Origin of the sequence: Rhizobium sp. GN54 (assembly GCF_021026345.1) — a bacterium.
Taxonomy (GTDB): domain Bacteria; phylum Pseudomonadota; class Alphaproteobacteria; order Rhizobiales; family Rhizobiaceae; genus Mycoplana.
Genome location: NZ_JAJNCZ010000006.1, coordinates 207,056 through 223,834, shown reverse-complemented (window position 1 = coordinate 223,834; position 16,779 = coordinate 207,056). Strand labels below are relative to the sequence as shown.

Sequence of the window (16,779 nt, the reverse complement as noted above, 5' to 3'; positions counted from 1 at the left end):
TTTCCGCTTGAACCTATAGTGACTACAGGAATTATAGGTGGTGCAAATCAGGGAGATTTGCAATGGACAAGCGCCTTCCGCACCGGTCCGACGACAGCGCCGTACAGGATCACCGCTCCGCCAGCCCGGCGGCCGGCTCCGGCCATGAACACGCATGCTGCACCGGGCATGCACACGAGCACGGCCACGCCCATGGCGAAGACGATGGCCATGCACGCGCCGAAGGTCACCACCACGGCGACAATTGCTGCACGGCCGGGGAGCCCGCGGCTATGGCGGACGAAGCCGTCGTCGGAGACGGCTACCGGCGCTTCCGCATTTCGGGCATGGATTGCGCAAGCTGCGCCAGCACCATCAGCACCGCCATCGGCGGCATGCCCGGCGTCAGCGACGTCCGCGTCTCCGTTCCACGCGAGATGATGTTCATCGCCGTCGACGAGGCGAAGACGCCGCTCGACAGGGTCGGCGAGCGGGTCAGAAGCCTCGGCTACGGCGCCGAGCTGCTGGCGACGGATGCGCCCGCCCCGCGGCCTGTCGCCATCGCCTGGTGGCGGATGCCCAAGGGCCTGCATGCCATCGTCGGCGGGATCGTGACGGCAGCAGCCTTCGTCATCGGTCATTTCTGGCCCATCGCCGGCCACTATTTTTTCATTGCCGCGGCGGTGCTGCTGGCGCTGCCCATCGCGCGCCGCGCCATCGCCGCAGCATTGGCGGGCGCCCCCTTCACCATAGAGATGCTGATGACGGTCGCCGTCATCGGCGCGGTCATCATCGGCGAGCCGGCCGAGGCGACGGTGGTCGTCTTCCTGTTTGCGACCGGCGAGGTACTCGAGGGCTACGCCGCCGGACGGGCACGGGCCGGCATCGAGGCACTCGCGTCGCTCGTGCCCGACCGGGCCTTCATCGAGGAGGACGGGGTCGTGCGCGAGGTCGCGGCCGCGAGCATCAAACCCGGCCACGTCGTGTTGGCCCGTCCGGGCGATCATGTGGCGGCCGACGGCACAGTCATCGAAGGCCGCGCGCATCTGGACGAGGCGGCGATCACCGGCGAGAGCATCCCGGTATCGCGCGGCCCCGGCGAGAAGGTCTTCGCCGGTTCGGTGGCGATCGACGCGGTCCTGAAGATCCGCGCGGAGAAGGCGGCAGCCGACAACACCATCGCCCGCATGGTCGCGCTCGTCGAGGAGGCGCAGGATGCGAAGGCACCCGCGCAGCGCTTCATCGACAGCTTCTCCCAGATCTATACCCCGCTGATCGCGGCTCTCGCCCTGCTGGTCGCCATCGTCCCGCCGCTCGTTCTCGGTGGCGAGTGGCACACCTGGATCTATCGCGGGCTGGCGCTGCTCCTGATCGGCTGCCCCTGCGCGCTGGTCATTTCCGTTCCCGCCGCCGTTGCCTCCGCGCTCGCATCGGCGGCGCGCGCCGGCATCCTCGCCAAGGGCGGCGTCATCCTGGAGACGCTTGCCAAGGCCGAAGTCGTCGCCTTCGACAAGACCGGCACGCTGACCCGCGGCCGGCCGGCGGTGACCGACGTGCATGCCGCGGAAGGCACGGCGGATGAGCTGCTGGAGCTGGCGGCGGCGATCGAGGCCGGCTCGAGCCATCCTTTGGCGGAAGCCGTCGTCGCCGAGGCGCAGGCCCGCAAGCTCGCACCGGCTCCGGCATCGGGGATCAGGGCGCTCGCCGGGCGCGGCGTCAGCGGCTCGGTCGCCGGACGGTCGATCTTCATCGGCGCCCCGCGCTTTGCCGTCGAGGAAGGCACGATCGACACGGCACTCGCCGGGAAGATCGAGGCCTTCGAACAGGCCGGCAACACCGTCGCCGTCGTCGTCGCCGACAGGGTCGGCATCGGCGCGATCGCGCTGCGCGACGAACCGCGCGAGGATGCCCGCGCAGGTATCGCGGCCCTGAAGGCGCTCGGGGTCCAGACGCTGATGCTTTCCGGCGACAATCCCGCGACCGCCGCCGCCATCGGCCGGTCCCTGTCGATCGACGACGCCCGCGGCGGCCTGCTGCCGGCCGACAAGGTCGAGGCGATCCGGACGCTGTCTAAAAAGCGCGGCACGGTGATGGTCGGCGACGGCATCAACGACGCGGCAGCGCTCGCCGCGGCCAGCGTGGGCATGGCGATGGGATCGGGCACCGGGCTTGCCCGGGAGACGGCCGGCGTGGCGCTGATGGGCAACCGCCTGGTCGACGTCGCCCGTGCGATCGCGCTCGGACGGGCGACCATGGCCAACATCCGCCAGAACGTCGCCATCGCGCTGGGGCTGAAGGCCATCTTCCTGGTGACCACCGTCCTCGGCGTCACGGGCCTGTGGATCGCCGTCTTCGCCGACACCGGCGCCACCGTGCTGGTGACGCTGAACGCGATGCGCCTGCTCCTGCCGCCGGCAGGCGCCGCCGCCGGGCGAGGTGCCTCGACGTGACTGAGGCCGCCGGGGATCGATCCAAAGGGTCGGTTTCCCGCCCTCAGGGGACTTGCTGTGCCCCAGGGAACTGCCAGCTGCCGTCCAGGATCGCCGCTTGCGGCTGGTAGAGGCGGACCATGTAGTTCCAGCCTTCGGGCGTCGGCAGGCAGTTCACGCTCTGGGCGTCGCAGCCGCCGAACTGGATCCTGACCGTCCCGTCGTCCTCCTTGGCGGCCGTCAGGTTGTTAAGGGAATAGGCATTGAGCGCGTTCGGCACGAAGAAGCCCTGCGCGTTGTAGACGCTGATGGACCAGAAGCCGTCGACCGGCACGTCCCTGACGCTCAGCCGGTAGACGGTGCGGCCGTCATTGTGCTTCGGCGTGACATTCAGATAGATGGCCTCCTTGTCCGGGTTGCCGCCCCACGCGGCCGCCGTCCCGATCAGGTGGCGGATCGGATCGACCTCGCCCCTGCTGCCGAAAGTATGGCGGAGGTCCGGTAGGGTCGTGTTCAGCACCAGCAGGGCATCGCGGATCGTCTTCTGGCTCGCCTTGTCCCAGTTCGGGATCTCGAACTGTCCCGGCCCCGCCTGCTCCACCGCAATGGCATCCTGCAGCGCATGCACGGCCCGCAGGTCGGCCGGGTCCTCGGAATTGACGAGCGTACGCACGCCGACAAGCATGTAGCGCGTGCCGATCTGCTCCCTGGTGAAGGTATGACTGCCCTTGCCGTGGGCGATGAAGGGCACGTAGTGGTCCTCGTCGATCACCACCAGCGACATGAAGCGCGTTCCGGCATCCGGCATCGAAACGGTCACGGGGCCGGCGTCGAGATCGAAGACGGCGGACGAGTACAGCGTGTCGCGATTGCTGCGGATCACCGTCTGCCGGTCGATCGGCATCATCTCGCGCCGGTTCTGCAACTTGCCGAGCGCACTGCCGGCAACCTCGACGGCGAAGTACATGTCCGACTCCGCCCGGATGAAGTTGTCGGGCGTCACCGGCACGGCCTCGGCGGCCTGCCCCGCGCTCGGAAGACATCCGAAGGTGAATGCGATGGAGAATGCGAATGCTGGCAGCCTGTGCGTCATTGCGAGCCCCCTCGACGATCGCTCTATGTTCGGCAAATCTGGCGTGTAAACTAGGACTCGCTGCCACGATGTCGAGTAGGCCCGCGATCAGAACGTCGGCGGCGTGTTGATCCAGATCAGCACCGTCTCGCCGTCATGGCGATTGCGCCAGGAATGGTGGCGGCGGCTGTCGAAATAGATGGAGTCACCCGGCCCGAGATCATGGAATTCGTCGCCGTCGAGAACCATCTCGAACCGGCCGGCGAGCACATGGATGAACTCCTCGCCCTCGTGGCGATAGGCGCCGTCGCTGGAGGCCCCGGGGGACAGAAGGAAGCGGTGGCAGTCCATCATGTTGCGACCGTCGGCCAGAACCTGCACGACGACGCCCGGCGAGGTTTCCGGCCAGAAATTCCACTCGCCGGCCCGAACGACGCTGCGTTGCTCCATGTCGTCCTCGCCGGAGAGCTTCGACACCGTCGTGCCGTAGTATTCGGCAAGGTCGTGCATCACCCGAAACGTCACCCCTTGCGAGGTTCGCTCGAAGGTGGACAGGACCGACGTCGCAATGCCGATGTCGCCTGCGACCTGCTCGAGCGTCTTGCCGGCGGCGTGGCGCAAGGCCCGGAACTTGCGCCCGACCCCTTGCGCCGCATCGCCCTCGACGGAGGCCGGGGCTGTGGCGTCCGACGCCGCGTCCTCCGCCTCCAGCGCCTCGCGGATCGCGGCTGGGTTCAGTCCCCGCTCGGCGCGATACCAGGAGATCTTCTTCAACCGCGCCACGTCGTCGGCGCTGTATTGCCGATGGCCGGTCTCCGACCGTCCCGGCACCACCAGGCCCTGGCTTTCCCAAAGCCGCAACGTCGAAGCGGAGACGCCGGCAAGCCGCGCGGCTTCCGCCACCTTGTAGTGAACCGTTTCCGGATCGCTCATGCCAATGAACCCTGATTCTTGTGTTATTCTCGCCGTTATAGCAGCTTGCGGGCCTCCGGCGCGCCCTGCCTGTTTCGTAAGGCCGCAGACCCTCGCCCGCCCGAAAATTCCCGTTGCAATCCTACAGAAAAAATGTAGGAATTGCATATGTTCTTGCAGAAAAAATGCAAGATATAAAACCCTCGAGCCTCAGGACTCCGCAAGATGACCGCGACATCCCTCACCGACCGCAAGAATGCAGCCATCTCCCGCGGGGTCGGCATGACCACGCAGATCTATGCCGATCGCGCGGAGAATGCGGAGATCTGGGACAAGGAAGGCAATCGCTACATCGATTTTGCCGCCGGCATCGCCGTCGTCAACACCGGCCACCGGCATCCGCGCGTCATCGAGGCGGTCAAGGCGCAGCTCGACCGCTTCACCCACACCTGCCACCAGGTCGTTCCCTACGAGAATTACGTCGAGCTCGCCGAGCGGCTGAACGAAATCGTTCCCGGCAATTTCGCCAAGAAGACGATCTTCGTCACCACCGGCGCCGAGGCGGTGGAGAACGCGGTGAAGATCGCCCGCGCCGCCACCGGCCGCCAGGCCGTCGTCGCCTTCGGCGGCGCCTTTCACGGCCGCACCTTCATGGGCATGGCGCTGACCGGCAAGGTCGTCCCCTACAAGGTCGGCTTCGGCGCGATGCCGGCCGACGTCTTCCACGTGCCCTTCCCCGTCGAACTGCAGGGCACCACGGCCGAGCAGTCGATCGCCGCGCTGAAGAAGCTGTTCGCCGCCGACGTCGATCCGAACCGGGTCGCCGCGATCATCATCGAGCCGGTGCAGGGCGAAGGCGGCTTCTACCCGGCGACCACCGGCTTCCTGAAGCAGATCCGCGAGATCTGCGACCAGCACGGAATCCTCCTGATCGCCGACGAGGTCCAGACCGGCTTTGCCCGCACGGGCAAGCTGTTCGCCATGGAGCACCACGGCGTCGTCGCGGATCTGACCACGATGGCCAAGGGCCTTGGCGGCGGCTTTCCGATCGCGGCCGTCACCGGTCGTGCCGAGATCATGGACGCACCCGGCCCCGGCGGCCTCGGCGGCACCTATGCCGGCAACCCGCTGGGCGTCGCCGCCGCCCATGCCGTTCTCGACGTCATCAAGGACGAGGATCTCTGCAACCGCGCCACCAGCCTTGGCAACCGCCTCAAGCAGCGCCTGGAATCGCTGTGCGAGAAGGTTCCGGAGATCGTGGACATCCGCGGCCCCGGCTTCATGAATGCCGTCGAGTTCAACGACGCCGAAACCAAGCTGCCGAGCGCCGACTTCGCCAACAGGGTCCGGCTAAAGGCGCTGGAGAAGGGTCTGATCCTTTTGACCTGCGGCGTGCACGGCAACGTCATCCGCTTCCTCGCCCCGCTGACGGTGCAGGACGAGGTCTTTGCCGAAGCGCTCGACATCCTCGAGGCTTCGATCATCGAGGCGCGCTCCGCCTAAGCGGCGAAGCGCAACCGATCCAGTCTGCAGTGGCGGCAACGCCCGGACGGTCTCGTCCGGGCGACCGCACTTTCACGCCCGAAGGAAATGATGAAATGGCCTTCTACGACGCATTGACCAGGCACCTGAAGTCCACCGCGTTCCTGCGCGATTCCGGTTATGTCGACGGCAACTGGACCGGCGGAAACGGCACGGCGACATTCGACGTTCTCAACCCTGCGACCGGCGAAAAACTGGCGACGCTGCCGGAGATGGGCGCGGCCGAGACCGCGGCCGCCATCGACGCCGCCTACAAGGCGCAGGGCCCATGGGCCGCGCGTCCGGCCAAGCAGCGCAGCGCGCTGCTGCGCAAGTGGCATGACCTGATGATCGAAAATGCCGACGAACTGGCGGCGATCCTGACGGCTGAAATGGGCAAGCCGCTGGCGGATGCGAAGGGCGAGATCCTCTATGCCGCATCCTATGTCGAGTGGTTTGCGGAAGAGGCCAAGCGCATCAACGGCGAGACGATCCCAGCACCGTCCGCCGACAAGCGCATGCTCGTCATCAGGCAGCCGGTCGGCGTCGTCGGCACGATCACGCCGTGGAACTTCCCCGCCGCCATGATCGCACGGAAGGTGGCGCCGGCTCTTGCCGTCGGCTGCACGGTGGTCTCCAAGCCTGCCGAGCAGACGCCGCTGTCGGCGATCGCGCTCGCGGTCCTGGCGGAGAAGGCGGGCATTCCCGCCGGCGTCTTCAACGTCGTCGTCGGCACCGACGGTCCGGCGATCGGCAAGGAGCTCTGCTTCAACCCGAAGGTCCGCAAGATCTCGTTCACCGGCTCCACCGAAGTCGGCCGCATCCTGATGCGCCAGTGCGCCGACCAGATCAAGAAGGTCAGCCTCGAGCTTGGCGGCAACGCGCCCTTCATCGTCTTCGACGACGCCGATATCGACGCTGCGGTCGAGGGCGCTCTCGCCTCGAAATACCGCAATGCCGGGCAGACCTGCGTCTGCGCCAACCGGATCTATGTCCAGTCGAACGTCTACAACGCCTTCGCCGAAAAGCTGGCCACCAAGGTGAAGCAGCTTTCGGTCGGCAACGGCTTCGACAAGGGCGTCTCGATCGGCCCGCTGATCGAGGAAGCGGCGATCGAGAAGGTCGAGGCACATATCGCCGATGCCGTCTCCAAGGGTGCGAAGGTCGTGTCCGGGGGCAAGCGCTTTGCCGGGGAAGGAACCTTCTTCCAGCCGACGATCCTGACCGGCGTCGACCGCACCATGAAGGTTGCGCGCGAGGAGACCTTCGGCCCGGTCGCGCCGCTGTTCCGCTTCGACACCGTCGACGACGTGATCGCGCAGGCCAACGACACCGAGTTCGGGCTCGCGGCCTATTTCTTCGCCGGGGACCTGAAGAAGGTCTGGAAGGTGGCGGAGGCGCTGGAATACGGCATGGTCGGCATCAATACCGGCCTGATCTCCTCGGAGGCCGCCCCCTTCGGCGGCATCAAGCAATCGGGGCTGGGGCGCGAAGGCTCGAGCCATGGCGCCGACGACTATCTGGAGATGAAGTATCTCTGCATGGGCAACCTCGCCTGAAGCATCGACGAGGCCTGCCGCTTCCCGCGCCCGGGTCCCAGCGCCTTCGCATCTGCCCTTTCGATCGGCAGCCGGAGAATGCCGCACTGGCGGACGTTATTCTTCGGCGATGAACGGCTCGTCGCTCTTCAGGAGGGCCATATCGTTCAGGAGATCGATCAGGTGCTCGACGCGCTCCTTGCCGTAGCGCGCCTCGATATGGTCGTAGATCGCGCAGCTGTCGGGGGTCACCGTATTGATGATCTCCAGCCCGGCCGGCGCAATCTTCAGCAGAACCCGGCGGCCGTCGCCCTGGTCCTTGTGGCGGGTGATGAAGCCGCGCTCCTCCAGCGACTTGATCATCCGCGTCAGGCTGGGGGCCAGGATGAACGTCTTTTCCGCCACTTCCGATGCGTCGAGCACGTCGGCTTCGGCAAGCACGCGGATCACCCGCCATTGCTGCTCGGTCACGTCGTACTTCACCAGCATCGGCCTGAAATGGCTCATCACCGCCTCGCGCGCCCTCAGGAGCGCAATCGGCAGAGAGCGATGGGTGTTGCGCGGCAACAGATGATCGTCTGCAACGGGGTATTTGTAGGCCTGGTTCGTTTCGCTCATAGGTCGTCTATCCAGGATTTTGCGCCAAAGGGCAATCATTTCGCCCCAATGCGCGACACACGGCGCGCCGTTGCGTCCGGCGCGTTGTCATCGGGCCACCAGGGCGCGTCTCGCTCCCGACTGAACGTCGCTTCACGAGACGGGCACGACCGGTGTCGAGTACACGTGGGGAAAAACGACGCCGAATTCGACGTCCGCACTGTCTGCGAAATTGTATGATTGCGCGGAAATCACGCGCTCTGCCCCAACACAAGGAAGACGGGCCTAGCAGTGGCTCTATTCGAGCCGGTTGACATTTTTGTGAACATATTCATTTCCGACCGCCGGTTTACCGGGGACAACCTGCGCATGCTATTGCGGCTTCACCCGGTCGGGATGCGCCGCCTGGAACGCAGGCAGGGCGTTGCAGGCGGCGGCGATGCCGCGGATGCGCGAGAAACCGGAGAGGTCCACGCCCCAGCGCTCCGCGTTGTACACCTGCGGGACGAGGCAGAAATCCGCCAGGGACGGCGTGGCGCCGTGGCAGAACGTCCCTGTGCGCGGATCGTCCAGCATGCGCTCGACCGCCGACAGACCCTCGCCAATGAACTTCCCCATCCAGTCCCTGCGCGCGGCCTCCTCCTGCCCGGTCAGTTCCATGACGTGGCCGACCACGCGGAGATTGCAGACCGGATGGATATCCATGGCGATCGCATAGGCGAGCGCTCTCGTCCGCTGACGACCGGGCGGATCGGCCGGCAGGAAGCCCCTCGCATCCCGGGTTTCTGCAAGATACTCGATGATCGAGAGCGACTGGGTCAGCATCAGCCCATCGATCTCGAGCGCCGGCACGAGGCCCTGTCGATTGCGCACCAGATGCCCGGGCGCCTTGTGTTCGCCCGCCAGCAGATCGACGGGAACCGTGCGGTACTCGACGCCGAGGCTGTTCAGGGCGATGCGGACGCGGTAGCTCGCCGACGATCGCCAGTAGTCGTAGAGAACGATCTCATCCATCTGCATCTTTCCGCAATTGTCGCCGCAAACCGCTCCGCCCGCGCCAGCGGTACCCGGAGCGGTCGCCGGGCGGGAGGTCATGCCCGTTCGGAGCGCTGCACCGTCTGTTCGATGGCGCCGAAGACAGAATGCCCGGCCTTGTCCCTCATCTCGATGCGGACCGTGTCTCCGAACTTCATGAACGGGGTCTTGGGCGCTCCGGTTTCGATCGTCTCGATCGTGCGCAGCTCGGCGATGCAGGAATATCCCTTGCCGCCATCCGAGACCGGCTTGCCGGGTCCGCCATCCAGCTTGTTGGAGACGGTTCCCGAACCGATGATGGAGCCGGCAACGAGCGGACGCGTCCGCGCCGCATGCGCCACGAGCTTGCCGAAGTCGAAGGTCATGTCGACGCCGGCGTCGGCGCGGCCGAACGGCTTGCCGTTGAGCGACACCAGCAGCGGCAGATGCACCTTGCCATCCGCCCAGGCTTCGCCCAGTTCGTCGGGCGTCACAGCGACCGGCGAAAAGGCCGACGACGGTTTCGACTGAAAGAAGCCGAAGCCCTTGGCGAGTTCGGCCGGGATGAGGCCGCGCAGCGAGACGTCGTTGACCAGCATGACGAGCCGGATCGCCGCGCGGGCCTCCTCGGCACCGGCGCCCATGGGTACGTCGTCGACGATCACGGCGACCTCGCCCTCCATGTCGATGCCATAGGCCTCGTCGGCCATCACGATCGGATCCCGCGGGCCGAGGAAGCTGTCCGAGCCGCCCTGGTACATCAGCGGGTCGGTCCAGAAACTTGCCGGCATCTCGGCGTTGCGCGCCTTGCGCACCAGTTCGACGTGATTGACATAGGCCGAGCCGTCCGCCCACTGATAGGCGCGCGGCAGCGGCGAGGCCGCTTCGTGCTCGTGAAAGCGCATGGTGGGCTGCGATCCGGTCTCGATCCCCTCGGCGACGCGGGCGAGCCTCGGGCCGGCATGGGCCCAGTCGTCCAGTGCCGACTGCAGCGTGCGCGCGATATGGCCGACCTCCGAGCAACGCGTCAGGTCCTTGGAGACGACGACCAGCCTGCCGTCGCGGGTGCTGTCCTTCAATGTCGCGAGTTTCATGCTTCCTCCCTTGATCTTGTCTTTGCCGGCGCCGTCGTGGCATCGTCGCGCCGATACGATTCTGTGTCCTTCACCGCATCCCGAGCCAGCCAGGAAGACCACTCGCTTGAACCGGACCCTCCTCAAGTCGGTCGCCATCGCCGCGGCGGCCATCGCAGCAACGGCCGTGATCCTGCATTTGATGGGACGCATCTGGATCTGTAAATGCGGTTATGTAAAGCTCTGGCACGGCGTCGTCGTTTCCTCGGAGAATTCGCAGCACCTTTCGGACTGGTACACGCCGAGCCACATCATCCACGGCATCCTGTTCTATGCGCTGTTCACTTGGCTGATGCCGCGCGCGAGCATCGCCACGCGCCTGACCTTCGCGCTTGTCGTCGAATGCGCCTGGGAAATCTTCGAGAACACCAACTTCATCATCAACCGCTACCGGGAAGCGACGATCTCGCTCGACTATTTCGGCGACAGCATCGTCAATTCGGCAGCCGACATCGTGGCCATGGTGATCGGCTTCTTCCTTGCGGCCCGCCTGCCAGTCTGGGCCAGCGTCGCGATCATCGTCTTTTTCGAGGCGCTGACGACTTATCTCATCCGCGACGGCCTGGCGCTCAACATCCTGATGCTGGTCTGGCCGCTCGAAGCGGTCAAGGCGTGGCAGGGCGGCTAATACCAACCTGCAGTGATATTGGCCGATTGCGTGGGACCGCCTGCGGTCATCCGGCGAGGAGCATACCGCAGAGCGATGCCTGGGCATCGGTCGAGGATTGCGACGCTGTCGGTGGCCGACAGGCGGTCCACCCGGAGGGCCGGGCGCTTTTGACCTGCGGACGGCGTCGAAAATCCTCGCCGGACCGACAGGTCCGGCTGCGGTTTCCTCCTGGCCGCAGGCCAAAATCGCTCCGGCGCACTCGGTCAATATCACTGCAGGTTGGTATAAGGCGCTGCCGGGCGGATCACCTGCCACTACTTGATGCCCGGCGTGCCGTCGAAGCGGCGCTCGAGCCCGTCCCAGCATTCGATGTAATTGTCCTGCAGCGTCTCCAGTTCGGCGGCGAACTTCGTCAGTTGCTGCGGGAAACGGGTCTCGAACATGAAGGCCATGGTGTGGTCCAGCTTGACCGGCTTCAGCTCCACGCTGGATGCCTTGTCGAAGCCGGTGGCGTCCGGGCCGTGCGGCAGCATCATGTTGTGCAGGCTCATGCCGCCGGGAACGAAGCCCTGCTCCTTGGCATCGTACTGCCCGTGGATCAGTCCCATGAACTCGCTCATGATGTTGCGGTGGTACCAGGGCGGACGGAAGGTATGCTCGGCAACCAGCCAGCGCGGCGGGAAGATGACGAAGTCGATGTTCGCCGTCCCCTCCTCGCCCGACGGCGCCGTCAGCACCGTGAAGATCGACGGATCCGGATGGTCGAAGAGAATGGCGCCCACCGGCGAATAGGTCCTGAGGTCGTATTTGAACGGCGCGTAATTGCCGTGCCAGGCGACGACATCGAGCGGCGAGTGGCCGATCTCGGTGACGTAGAACCGGCCGCACCATTTCACATGCACCCTGCAGGGCGTCTCCTTGTCCTCGAAGGCGGCGACCGGCGTCTTGAAGTCGCGCGGATTGGCCAGGCAGTTCGCGCCGATCGGCCCGCGGTCTGGAAGCGTGAATTTCGCGCCGTAATTCTCGCAGACATAACCGCGCCAGCTGTCGCTCTCGCCGAGGCGGGTGACCTTGAACATCATCCCGCGCGGGATCAGGCAGATCTCCAGCGGCTCGACGTCGATGATGCCCATCTCCGTGAACACCCGGACGGCACCCAGTTGCGGCACGACGAGCAGTTCGCCGTCGGCGTCGAAGAAATAGTCGTCGACCATGTCGGCATTGAAGACATAGGCGTGCGCGGCCATGCCGGTCTGGGTCAGCGCGTCGCCGGCCGAGGTCATCGTGCGGATGCCCTCGATGAAATTCAGCGTCTCCACTGGTGCGGGCAACGGGTCCCAGCGCAACTGGCCTAGCGGCAGCGAATGATCGTCCAGGCACGGCGCCGTCTTCCAGAACGGATAGCTCGCATTGGAGAAGCGGCGGGCATGGCGGACGGAGGGCCGGATGCGGTAGAGCCAGGACCGCTCGTTCGTCCCGCGCGGGGCGGTGAACGGCGAGCCGGATAGTTGCTCGGCATAGAGGCCGTAGTTGCAGCGCTGCGGGCTGTTCTGCCCCTGCGGCAGGGCGCCGGGAAGGGATTCCGTCTCGAAGTCGTTGCCGAAACCCGGCATGTATCCCGGTGTGTTCGACGTCACCGCGCCCTCAGTGACCGCCTCATGGGCCTTGTCCAGCATGGCGTCCACCTCCTCCGCAAACGGCCGATCCAGCATTGGTTACAGGCGTAACTGTCAAATATGTAACTATCAAGCAACGTGCGCGCGCACGGCGCTGGCCGCTTGCGCTATCGCCAGGAGAGTTGGTCCTTTGGCAGGCGGCCGCTGGGGTCGAACACCGTGACGCAGTGCGGCAGGTCCGGTCCCCAGTTCCAGAGGACGAGGTTGCGGTCGCTTTCATCGGCGCCGGGCGCAAAGCTCGGCACGACGATGCCGGCGACGTTCCGCGCCGCGAGACGGTCGTGGACGGCCCAGGATGGCGGCCGCCGGCCCTCGGCGAGCGCCATGGCCCAGGCACAGGCAAGCTCGTCCGGGGCGACGCCGGCCGACAGGCGGCCCTCGGCCGTGGAGAGGTCGGCAATGTCCTCGCAGTCTATGTCGTAGGAGCAGAGGACGCACGGGTCGATGCGATGCGCAAAGCCCTGGTTGGCCTCCTTTATCGCCGTCATGACGCTGAGACCGAGGTAGAGCGCCGGCACCCCGCGCGGATTGAACCGGGCGCCCCGGATCGCCGCACCCTCCCCCGATATCGGCCTGAACGACCAGCGCGGGTCGTGCGCCCGGTAGGCCGTGCCGACAAACCTCATGCAAACCCGCCGAGCGCGACATGGTCGAGATAGTCGCGCACGGCCGAAGCCTTGCCGTCCTTCACCAGTGCCTCGGCGGTCCGCCCGCCGAAGGCGGCAATCGGCTGGGCCCGGTACCAGGCCATGGCCTGCTCCTTGCCGCCAGCCCACTCGCTGACCCGGCTGATGATCTCCAGCATCTCGCGCAGCCGGCCCTGCGTCTTCGCACCACGGCTGCGCTCGGCGCGGTAGAGCGTCTCGCGGGCAAGGCCGGCCGTCTCCGCCAGTTGGCTCTTCGACATGCCAAAGCCGTCCGCGACCTCGTCGGCGGCGATCTTGCCGCCGGGGCCCATATAGGCGAGCACCAGCGGCGCGCCGTCCTGCCGGATCTTCACTGCCTGTACCATGTCAATACCGCCATATCCGTTGCCATCTTTTCAATGCGAAATATATGGCATTCAGACCCGATCCACAAGGGCGGGACCACCCCAGGCATCACAAGGATGAATCGGTCGGCGTCAACCGATTCAAACCTTTCATTGGACGATCGATTCGCCGTCCGCGAGACTCTCCCCATGAGTGAAGCGACCTCGCCCCCGCCCGACACCATCGTCCTGCGCCGCATCGATCCGGCCCGCAACATGGCACGCTACTACGCGCTGACGCTCGAGCCCACCTTGTTCGGGGAGGTCGCCGTCATGCGCCACTGGGGGCGGATCGGGACCCGCGGCCGCAGCAAATCCTGCTTTCTCGGGCCGATGGAGGCCGCCCGCACGGCCCTTTGCCGCCAGGCCGAGCGGAAGAGGCGACGTGGATACGGGGCGAATGCCCTCCCCGCCGAGCCCGACCTGTCGGACCGGCTTTCACCGTCGTGTGATACGGGTAACGCATAACGGGCTTCCAAAAGGCGGCGCCAGCCTATAGTTGACGGCGAAACTCAGTTTTTCGTCAGGACCGACGGCCTCATGCTTGCACGCTTCTTTTCCTACTATGCTCCCTACAAGAAGCTGTTCGTGCTGGACTTCGGCTGCGCGGTCCTCGCCGGACTGCTCGAACTCGGCTTTCCGCTGGCGATCAAGTTCTTCATCGACGACCTGTTGCCCGGCCAGAACTGGGGGCTGATCCTCGGCGCGGCCGCGATCCTGCTCGGGATCTACATCACCAATGCCGGCCTGATGGCGATCGTCACCTACTGGGGCCATGCGCTCGGCATCAGCATCGAGACCGACATGCGCCGCAGCGCCTTCGACCACCTGCAAAAGCTGTCCTTCTCCTACTACGACGAGCACCAGACCGGGCACATCATCACCCATGTCACCAAGGACCTGGAGGAGGTCGGCGAGGTCGCCCACCACGGGCCGGAGGACCTGTTCATCGCCATCATGACCTTTGTCGGCGCGTTTGCTCTGATGTTCATGGTGCACCCGCCGCTGGCGCTGATGACGCTCGTGATCGTTCCCTTCATGGCCTGGCTCGTCAGCCGCTACGGCGCGCGCATGACCCGCAACTGGCAGCGCCTGTTCGGCCAGATCGGCGACTTCAACTCGCGCGTCGCCGAAAGCGTCGGCGGAATCCGGGTGGTCAAGGCCTTCGCCAACGAGGACCACGAGCGCATGCTGTTCTCGAAGAACAACGAGAACTACCGCAGGACCAAGCTCAACGCCTATGCCTACATGACCGCCAGCATCGCGATGAGCTATCTCAGCACGCGCCTCGTGCAACTGCTCGTCATGGTGGCGGGGACCTGGTACGTGATGCAGGGAAGCCTCAGCTATGGCGGGCTCGTCAGCTTCATCCTGCTGATCGACGTCTTCTTCCGCCCGATCGACAAGATCACCTCCGTGCTGGAAAGCTACCCGAAGGGCATCGCCGGCTTTCGCCGCTTCACCAGCCTGATCGACACGGCCCCCGACATTGCCGACAGCCCTGATGCAATTGCAGTCGACGGCCTTTCCGGCGATATCGTCTACCGGAACGTCAGCTTCGCCTATGGCGACGGCCGTCGCATACTCGATCGCCTGGACCTGACGATCCGGCAGGGCGAGTCGGTTGCCTTCGTCGGCGCATCAGGTGCGGGCAAGACCACCATCTGCTCGCTGCTGCCGCGCTTCTACGAGGTCGAGGACGGCAGCATCACCATCGGCGGCATCGACATCCGCAAGATGACGCAGGCATCGCTGCGCGCGCAGATCGGCATCGTCCAGCAGGACGTCTTCCTCTTCGGCGGCACGATCCGCGAGAACATCGCCTATGGCAGGCTCGACGCCTCCGATGAGGAGATCGCGGACGCGGTGCGGCAGGCGCGGCTCGAAGACCTGGTCGCCACGCTTCCCGAAGGGCTCGACACGGTGGTCGGCGAGCGCGGCGTGAAGCTGTCCGGCGGGCAGAAGCAGCGGCTCGCGATCGCCCGGATCTTCCTCAAGAACCCGCCGATCCTGATCCTCGACGAGGCAACCTCCGCGCTCGACACGGTGACGGAACAGGCGATCCAGCGGTCGCTGGCGGAGCTGTCGCAGGGGCGCACGACGCTCATCATCGCCCATCGCCTTGCGACCATCCGCAACGCCGACCGCATCGTCGTCATCGACGAGGGCGGCATCGTCGAGCAGGGCGGCCCCCAGGAACTGCAGCGCAGCGGCGGCATCTACTCGCGCCTGCTGCACGCGCAATCCTAGCCGGGCGGTGGCTGCCGGTTGCAATATCCGGCACACTGCGCTATCAAAACATGATTAAAATAGACAAGTTTTACGGCAGGGCATCCGGGGAGGCATGCCTGGCCGATCGGACGGGGCCATGACCTTTCAGCCGCGCATGCACAACAAGATCAGCGGGTTCAACGTCGTCGGCGGCCTGCAGCGGCGCCATTGGAACGGCATCGTCGCCGATCTCTGGGAGGTGGAGTGCGCCCCGGATGCGGGCGGCTTCTATGTCGGCGAGGATCCGCGCGTCTTCATCATGCTCGAGGCCCGCGGCGGCGGCAATTGCAACCTCAAGGTATCGCCGCAGGAAAGAGGCATCGTCCAGAACTACCACAGCCAGGCCATCTCCTACGTACCGGCCGGGATGGAGTTGTGGGCCGAGGTGATCGACCTCAGCTTCGTCCGTCATCTCGACCTGCATTTCGACATCGAGGTGCTTCAGCGCCGGCTGATGGAGGATTTCGACGCCCGGCCGATCGAGACGCCGCGGCTGATGTTCGACGATCCGCGGATCATGGCGCTGGCGGAACTGATCGCCGCCGAATGCGCCAACCCCCAGCCCCTGCACGACCTTTACGGCGACGGACTGTCGCTGGGCCTCATCATCGACCTGATGAAGGTCAACCGGGCCGAGCCGCGCAAGCGCAGCCAGCTCGCCACCTGGCAGTTGCGCCGTGCGGTCGACTATGTCGAGGAGAATTGCCTGCGCAGCATCCGGCTGGAGGAGCTTGCTTCCCTCACCGGCCTGTCGCAGTCCCATTTCAGCCATGCCTTCAAGGCCTCCACCGGGATCGCCCCGCACCAGTGGCAGATGAAGGCGCGGCTCGAGCGGGCAAAGGACCTGCTGCTCAAGCCGCAGGCGACGCTGACCACCATCGCCGCGGAAACCGGCTTTGCCGATCAGGCGCATTTCACCCGCGTGTTCCGCAAGACGGTCGGGATCACGCCGGCACGCTGGCGAAAGATGAAGCTCGGCTGAAGTTCGGCAACCGAC

General features: G+C 65.7%; 15 protein-coding genes. 7 read left to right on the top strand and 8 right to left on the bottom strand.

Annotated elements, in window-relative coordinates; all coding sequences use genetic code 11:
• Nucleotides 1-62: 62 nt before the first annotated feature.
• Complete coding sequence (locus LQK81_RS17530) at nt 63-2,429, top strand: heavy metal translocating P-type ATPase (RefSeq protein WP_230807657.1); 2,367 nt, start codon at nt 63-65, stop codon at nt 2,427-2,429.
• A 43-nt stretch (nt 2,430-2,472) separates the two neighbouring features.
• Here the strand turns inward: LQK81_RS17530 and LQK81_RS17525 are convergent, their stop codons facing one another.
• Together LQK81_RS17525 and LQK81_RS17520 are read right to left on the bottom strand one after the other, a co-directional pair.
• The gene (locus LQK81_RS17525; protein WP_230807656.1) at nt 2,473-3,501 is read right to left on the bottom strand and encodes a DUF1214 domain-containing protein; all 1,029 of its coding nucleotides are present in this window, start codon (nt 3,499-3,501) and stop codon (nt 2,473-2,475) included.
• Between the two features lie 87 nt (nt 3,502-3,588).
• Nucleotides 3,589-4,413, bottom strand: a complete 825-nt coding sequence (locus LQK81_RS17520) for a MerR family transcriptional regulator (RefSeq protein WP_230807655.1) — start codon at nt 4,411-4,413, stop codon at nt 3,589-3,591.
• Nucleotides 4,414-4,617: 204 nt separating this feature from the next.
• On the opposite strand from LQK81_RS17520, the gene LQK81_RS17515 reads away from it, so the two are divergent.
• Both LQK81_RS17515 and LQK81_RS17510 read left to right on the top strand, forming a co-directional pair.
• On the top strand, nt 4,618-5,895 hold the full coding sequence (locus LQK81_RS17515) for a 4-aminobutyrate--2-oxoglutarate transaminase (protein WP_230807654.1): 1,278 nt from the start codon (nt 4,618-4,620) through the stop codon (nt 5,893-5,895).
• A gap of 95 nt (nt 5,896-5,990) precedes the next feature.
• Nucleotides 5,991-7,472, top strand: a complete 1,482-nt coding sequence (locus LQK81_RS17510) for an NAD-dependent succinate-semialdehyde dehydrogenase (RefSeq protein ID WP_230807653.1) — start codon at nt 5,991-5,993, stop codon at nt 7,470-7,472.
• Between the two features lie 96 nt (nt 7,473-7,568).
• Here LQK81_RS17510 and hpaR read toward each other — a convergent pair whose 3' ends face one another.
• From hpaR to LQK81_RS17495, 3 genes are all read right to left on the bottom strand, one after another.
• A complete protein-coding gene (gene hpaR / locus LQK81_RS17505) occupies nt 7,569-8,069 on the bottom strand; it encodes a homoprotocatechuate degradation operon regulator HpaR (RefSeq protein WP_230807652.1) in 501 nt (166 codons plus the stop codon).
• Between the two features lie 351 nt (nt 8,070-8,420).
• A complete protein-coding gene (gene maiA / locus LQK81_RS17500) occupies nt 8,421-9,062 on the bottom strand; it encodes a maleylacetoacetate isomerase (RefSeq protein ID WP_442967151.1) in 642 nt (213 codons plus the stop codon).
• 77 nt (nt 9,063-9,139) lie between these two features.
• Nucleotides 9,140-10,156, bottom strand: coding sequence for a fumarylacetoacetate hydrolase family protein (locus tag LQK81_RS17495; RefSeq protein ID WP_230807650.1), 1,017 nt, complete (start codon nt 10,154-10,156; stop codon nt 9,140-9,142).
• A 106-nt stretch (nt 10,157-10,262) separates the two neighbouring features.
• Between LQK81_RS17495 and LQK81_RS17490 the strand changes: the two genes are divergently transcribed.
• Complete coding sequence (locus LQK81_RS17490) at nt 10,263-10,823, top strand: DUF2585 domain-containing protein (protein WP_230807649.1); 561 nt, start codon at nt 10,263-10,265, stop codon at nt 10,821-10,823.
• Between the two features lie 296 nt (nt 10,824-11,119).
• On the opposite strand, the gene hmgA is transcribed toward LQK81_RS17490, so the two are convergent.
• The 3 genes from hmgA to LQK81_RS17475 all read right to left on the bottom strand — a co-directional run bounded on the left by hmgA (nt 11,120) and on the right by LQK81_RS17475 (nt 13,493).
• On the bottom strand, nt 11,120-12,481 hold the full coding sequence (gene hmgA / locus LQK81_RS17485; RefSeq protein ID WP_230807648.1) for a homogentisate 1,2-dioxygenase: 1,362 nt from the start codon (nt 12,479-12,481) through the stop codon (nt 11,120-11,122).
• A gap of 107 nt (nt 12,482-12,588) precedes the next feature.
• Nucleotides 12,589-13,107, bottom strand: a complete 519-nt coding sequence (locus LQK81_RS17480) for an RES family NAD+ phosphorylase (RefSeq protein WP_230807647.1) — start codon at nt 13,105-13,107, stop codon at nt 12,589-12,591.
• Entirely contained in the window at nt 13,104-13,493 is a 390-nt protein-coding gene (locus LQK81_RS17475; RefSeq protein ID WP_230807646.1) for an antitoxin Xre/MbcA/ParS toxin-binding domain-containing protein, read from the bottom strand. Before LQK81_RS17475 ends, LQK81_RS17480 begins: the two co-directional genes overlap by 4 nt.
• Before the next feature lie 168 nt (nt 13,494-13,661).
• Between LQK81_RS17475 and LQK81_RS17470 the strand changes: the two genes are divergently transcribed.
• From LQK81_RS17470 to LQK81_RS17460, 3 genes are all read left to right on the top strand, one after another.
• Nucleotides 13,662-13,979: a WGR domain-containing protein gene (locus LQK81_RS17470; RefSeq protein WP_230807645.1), complete on the top strand. Its 318-nt coding sequence runs from the start codon at nt 13,662-13,664 to the stop codon at nt 13,977-13,979.
• A 72-nt stretch (nt 13,980-14,051) separates the two neighbouring features.
• Nucleotides 14,052-15,761 (top strand): ABC transporter ATP-binding protein, encoded by a 1,710-nt coding sequence (locus tag LQK81_RS17465; protein WP_230807644.1) that lies wholly within the window; start codon nt 14,052-14,054, stop codon nt 15,759-15,761.
• A 118-nt stretch (nt 15,762-15,879) separates the two neighbouring features.
• On the top strand, nt 15,880-16,764 hold the full coding sequence (locus LQK81_RS17460; RefSeq protein ID WP_230807643.1) for a helix-turn-helix domain-containing protein: 885 nt from the start codon (nt 15,880-15,882) through the stop codon (nt 16,762-16,764).
• The last annotated feature ends 15 nt before the right edge of the window (nt 16,765-16,779 follow it).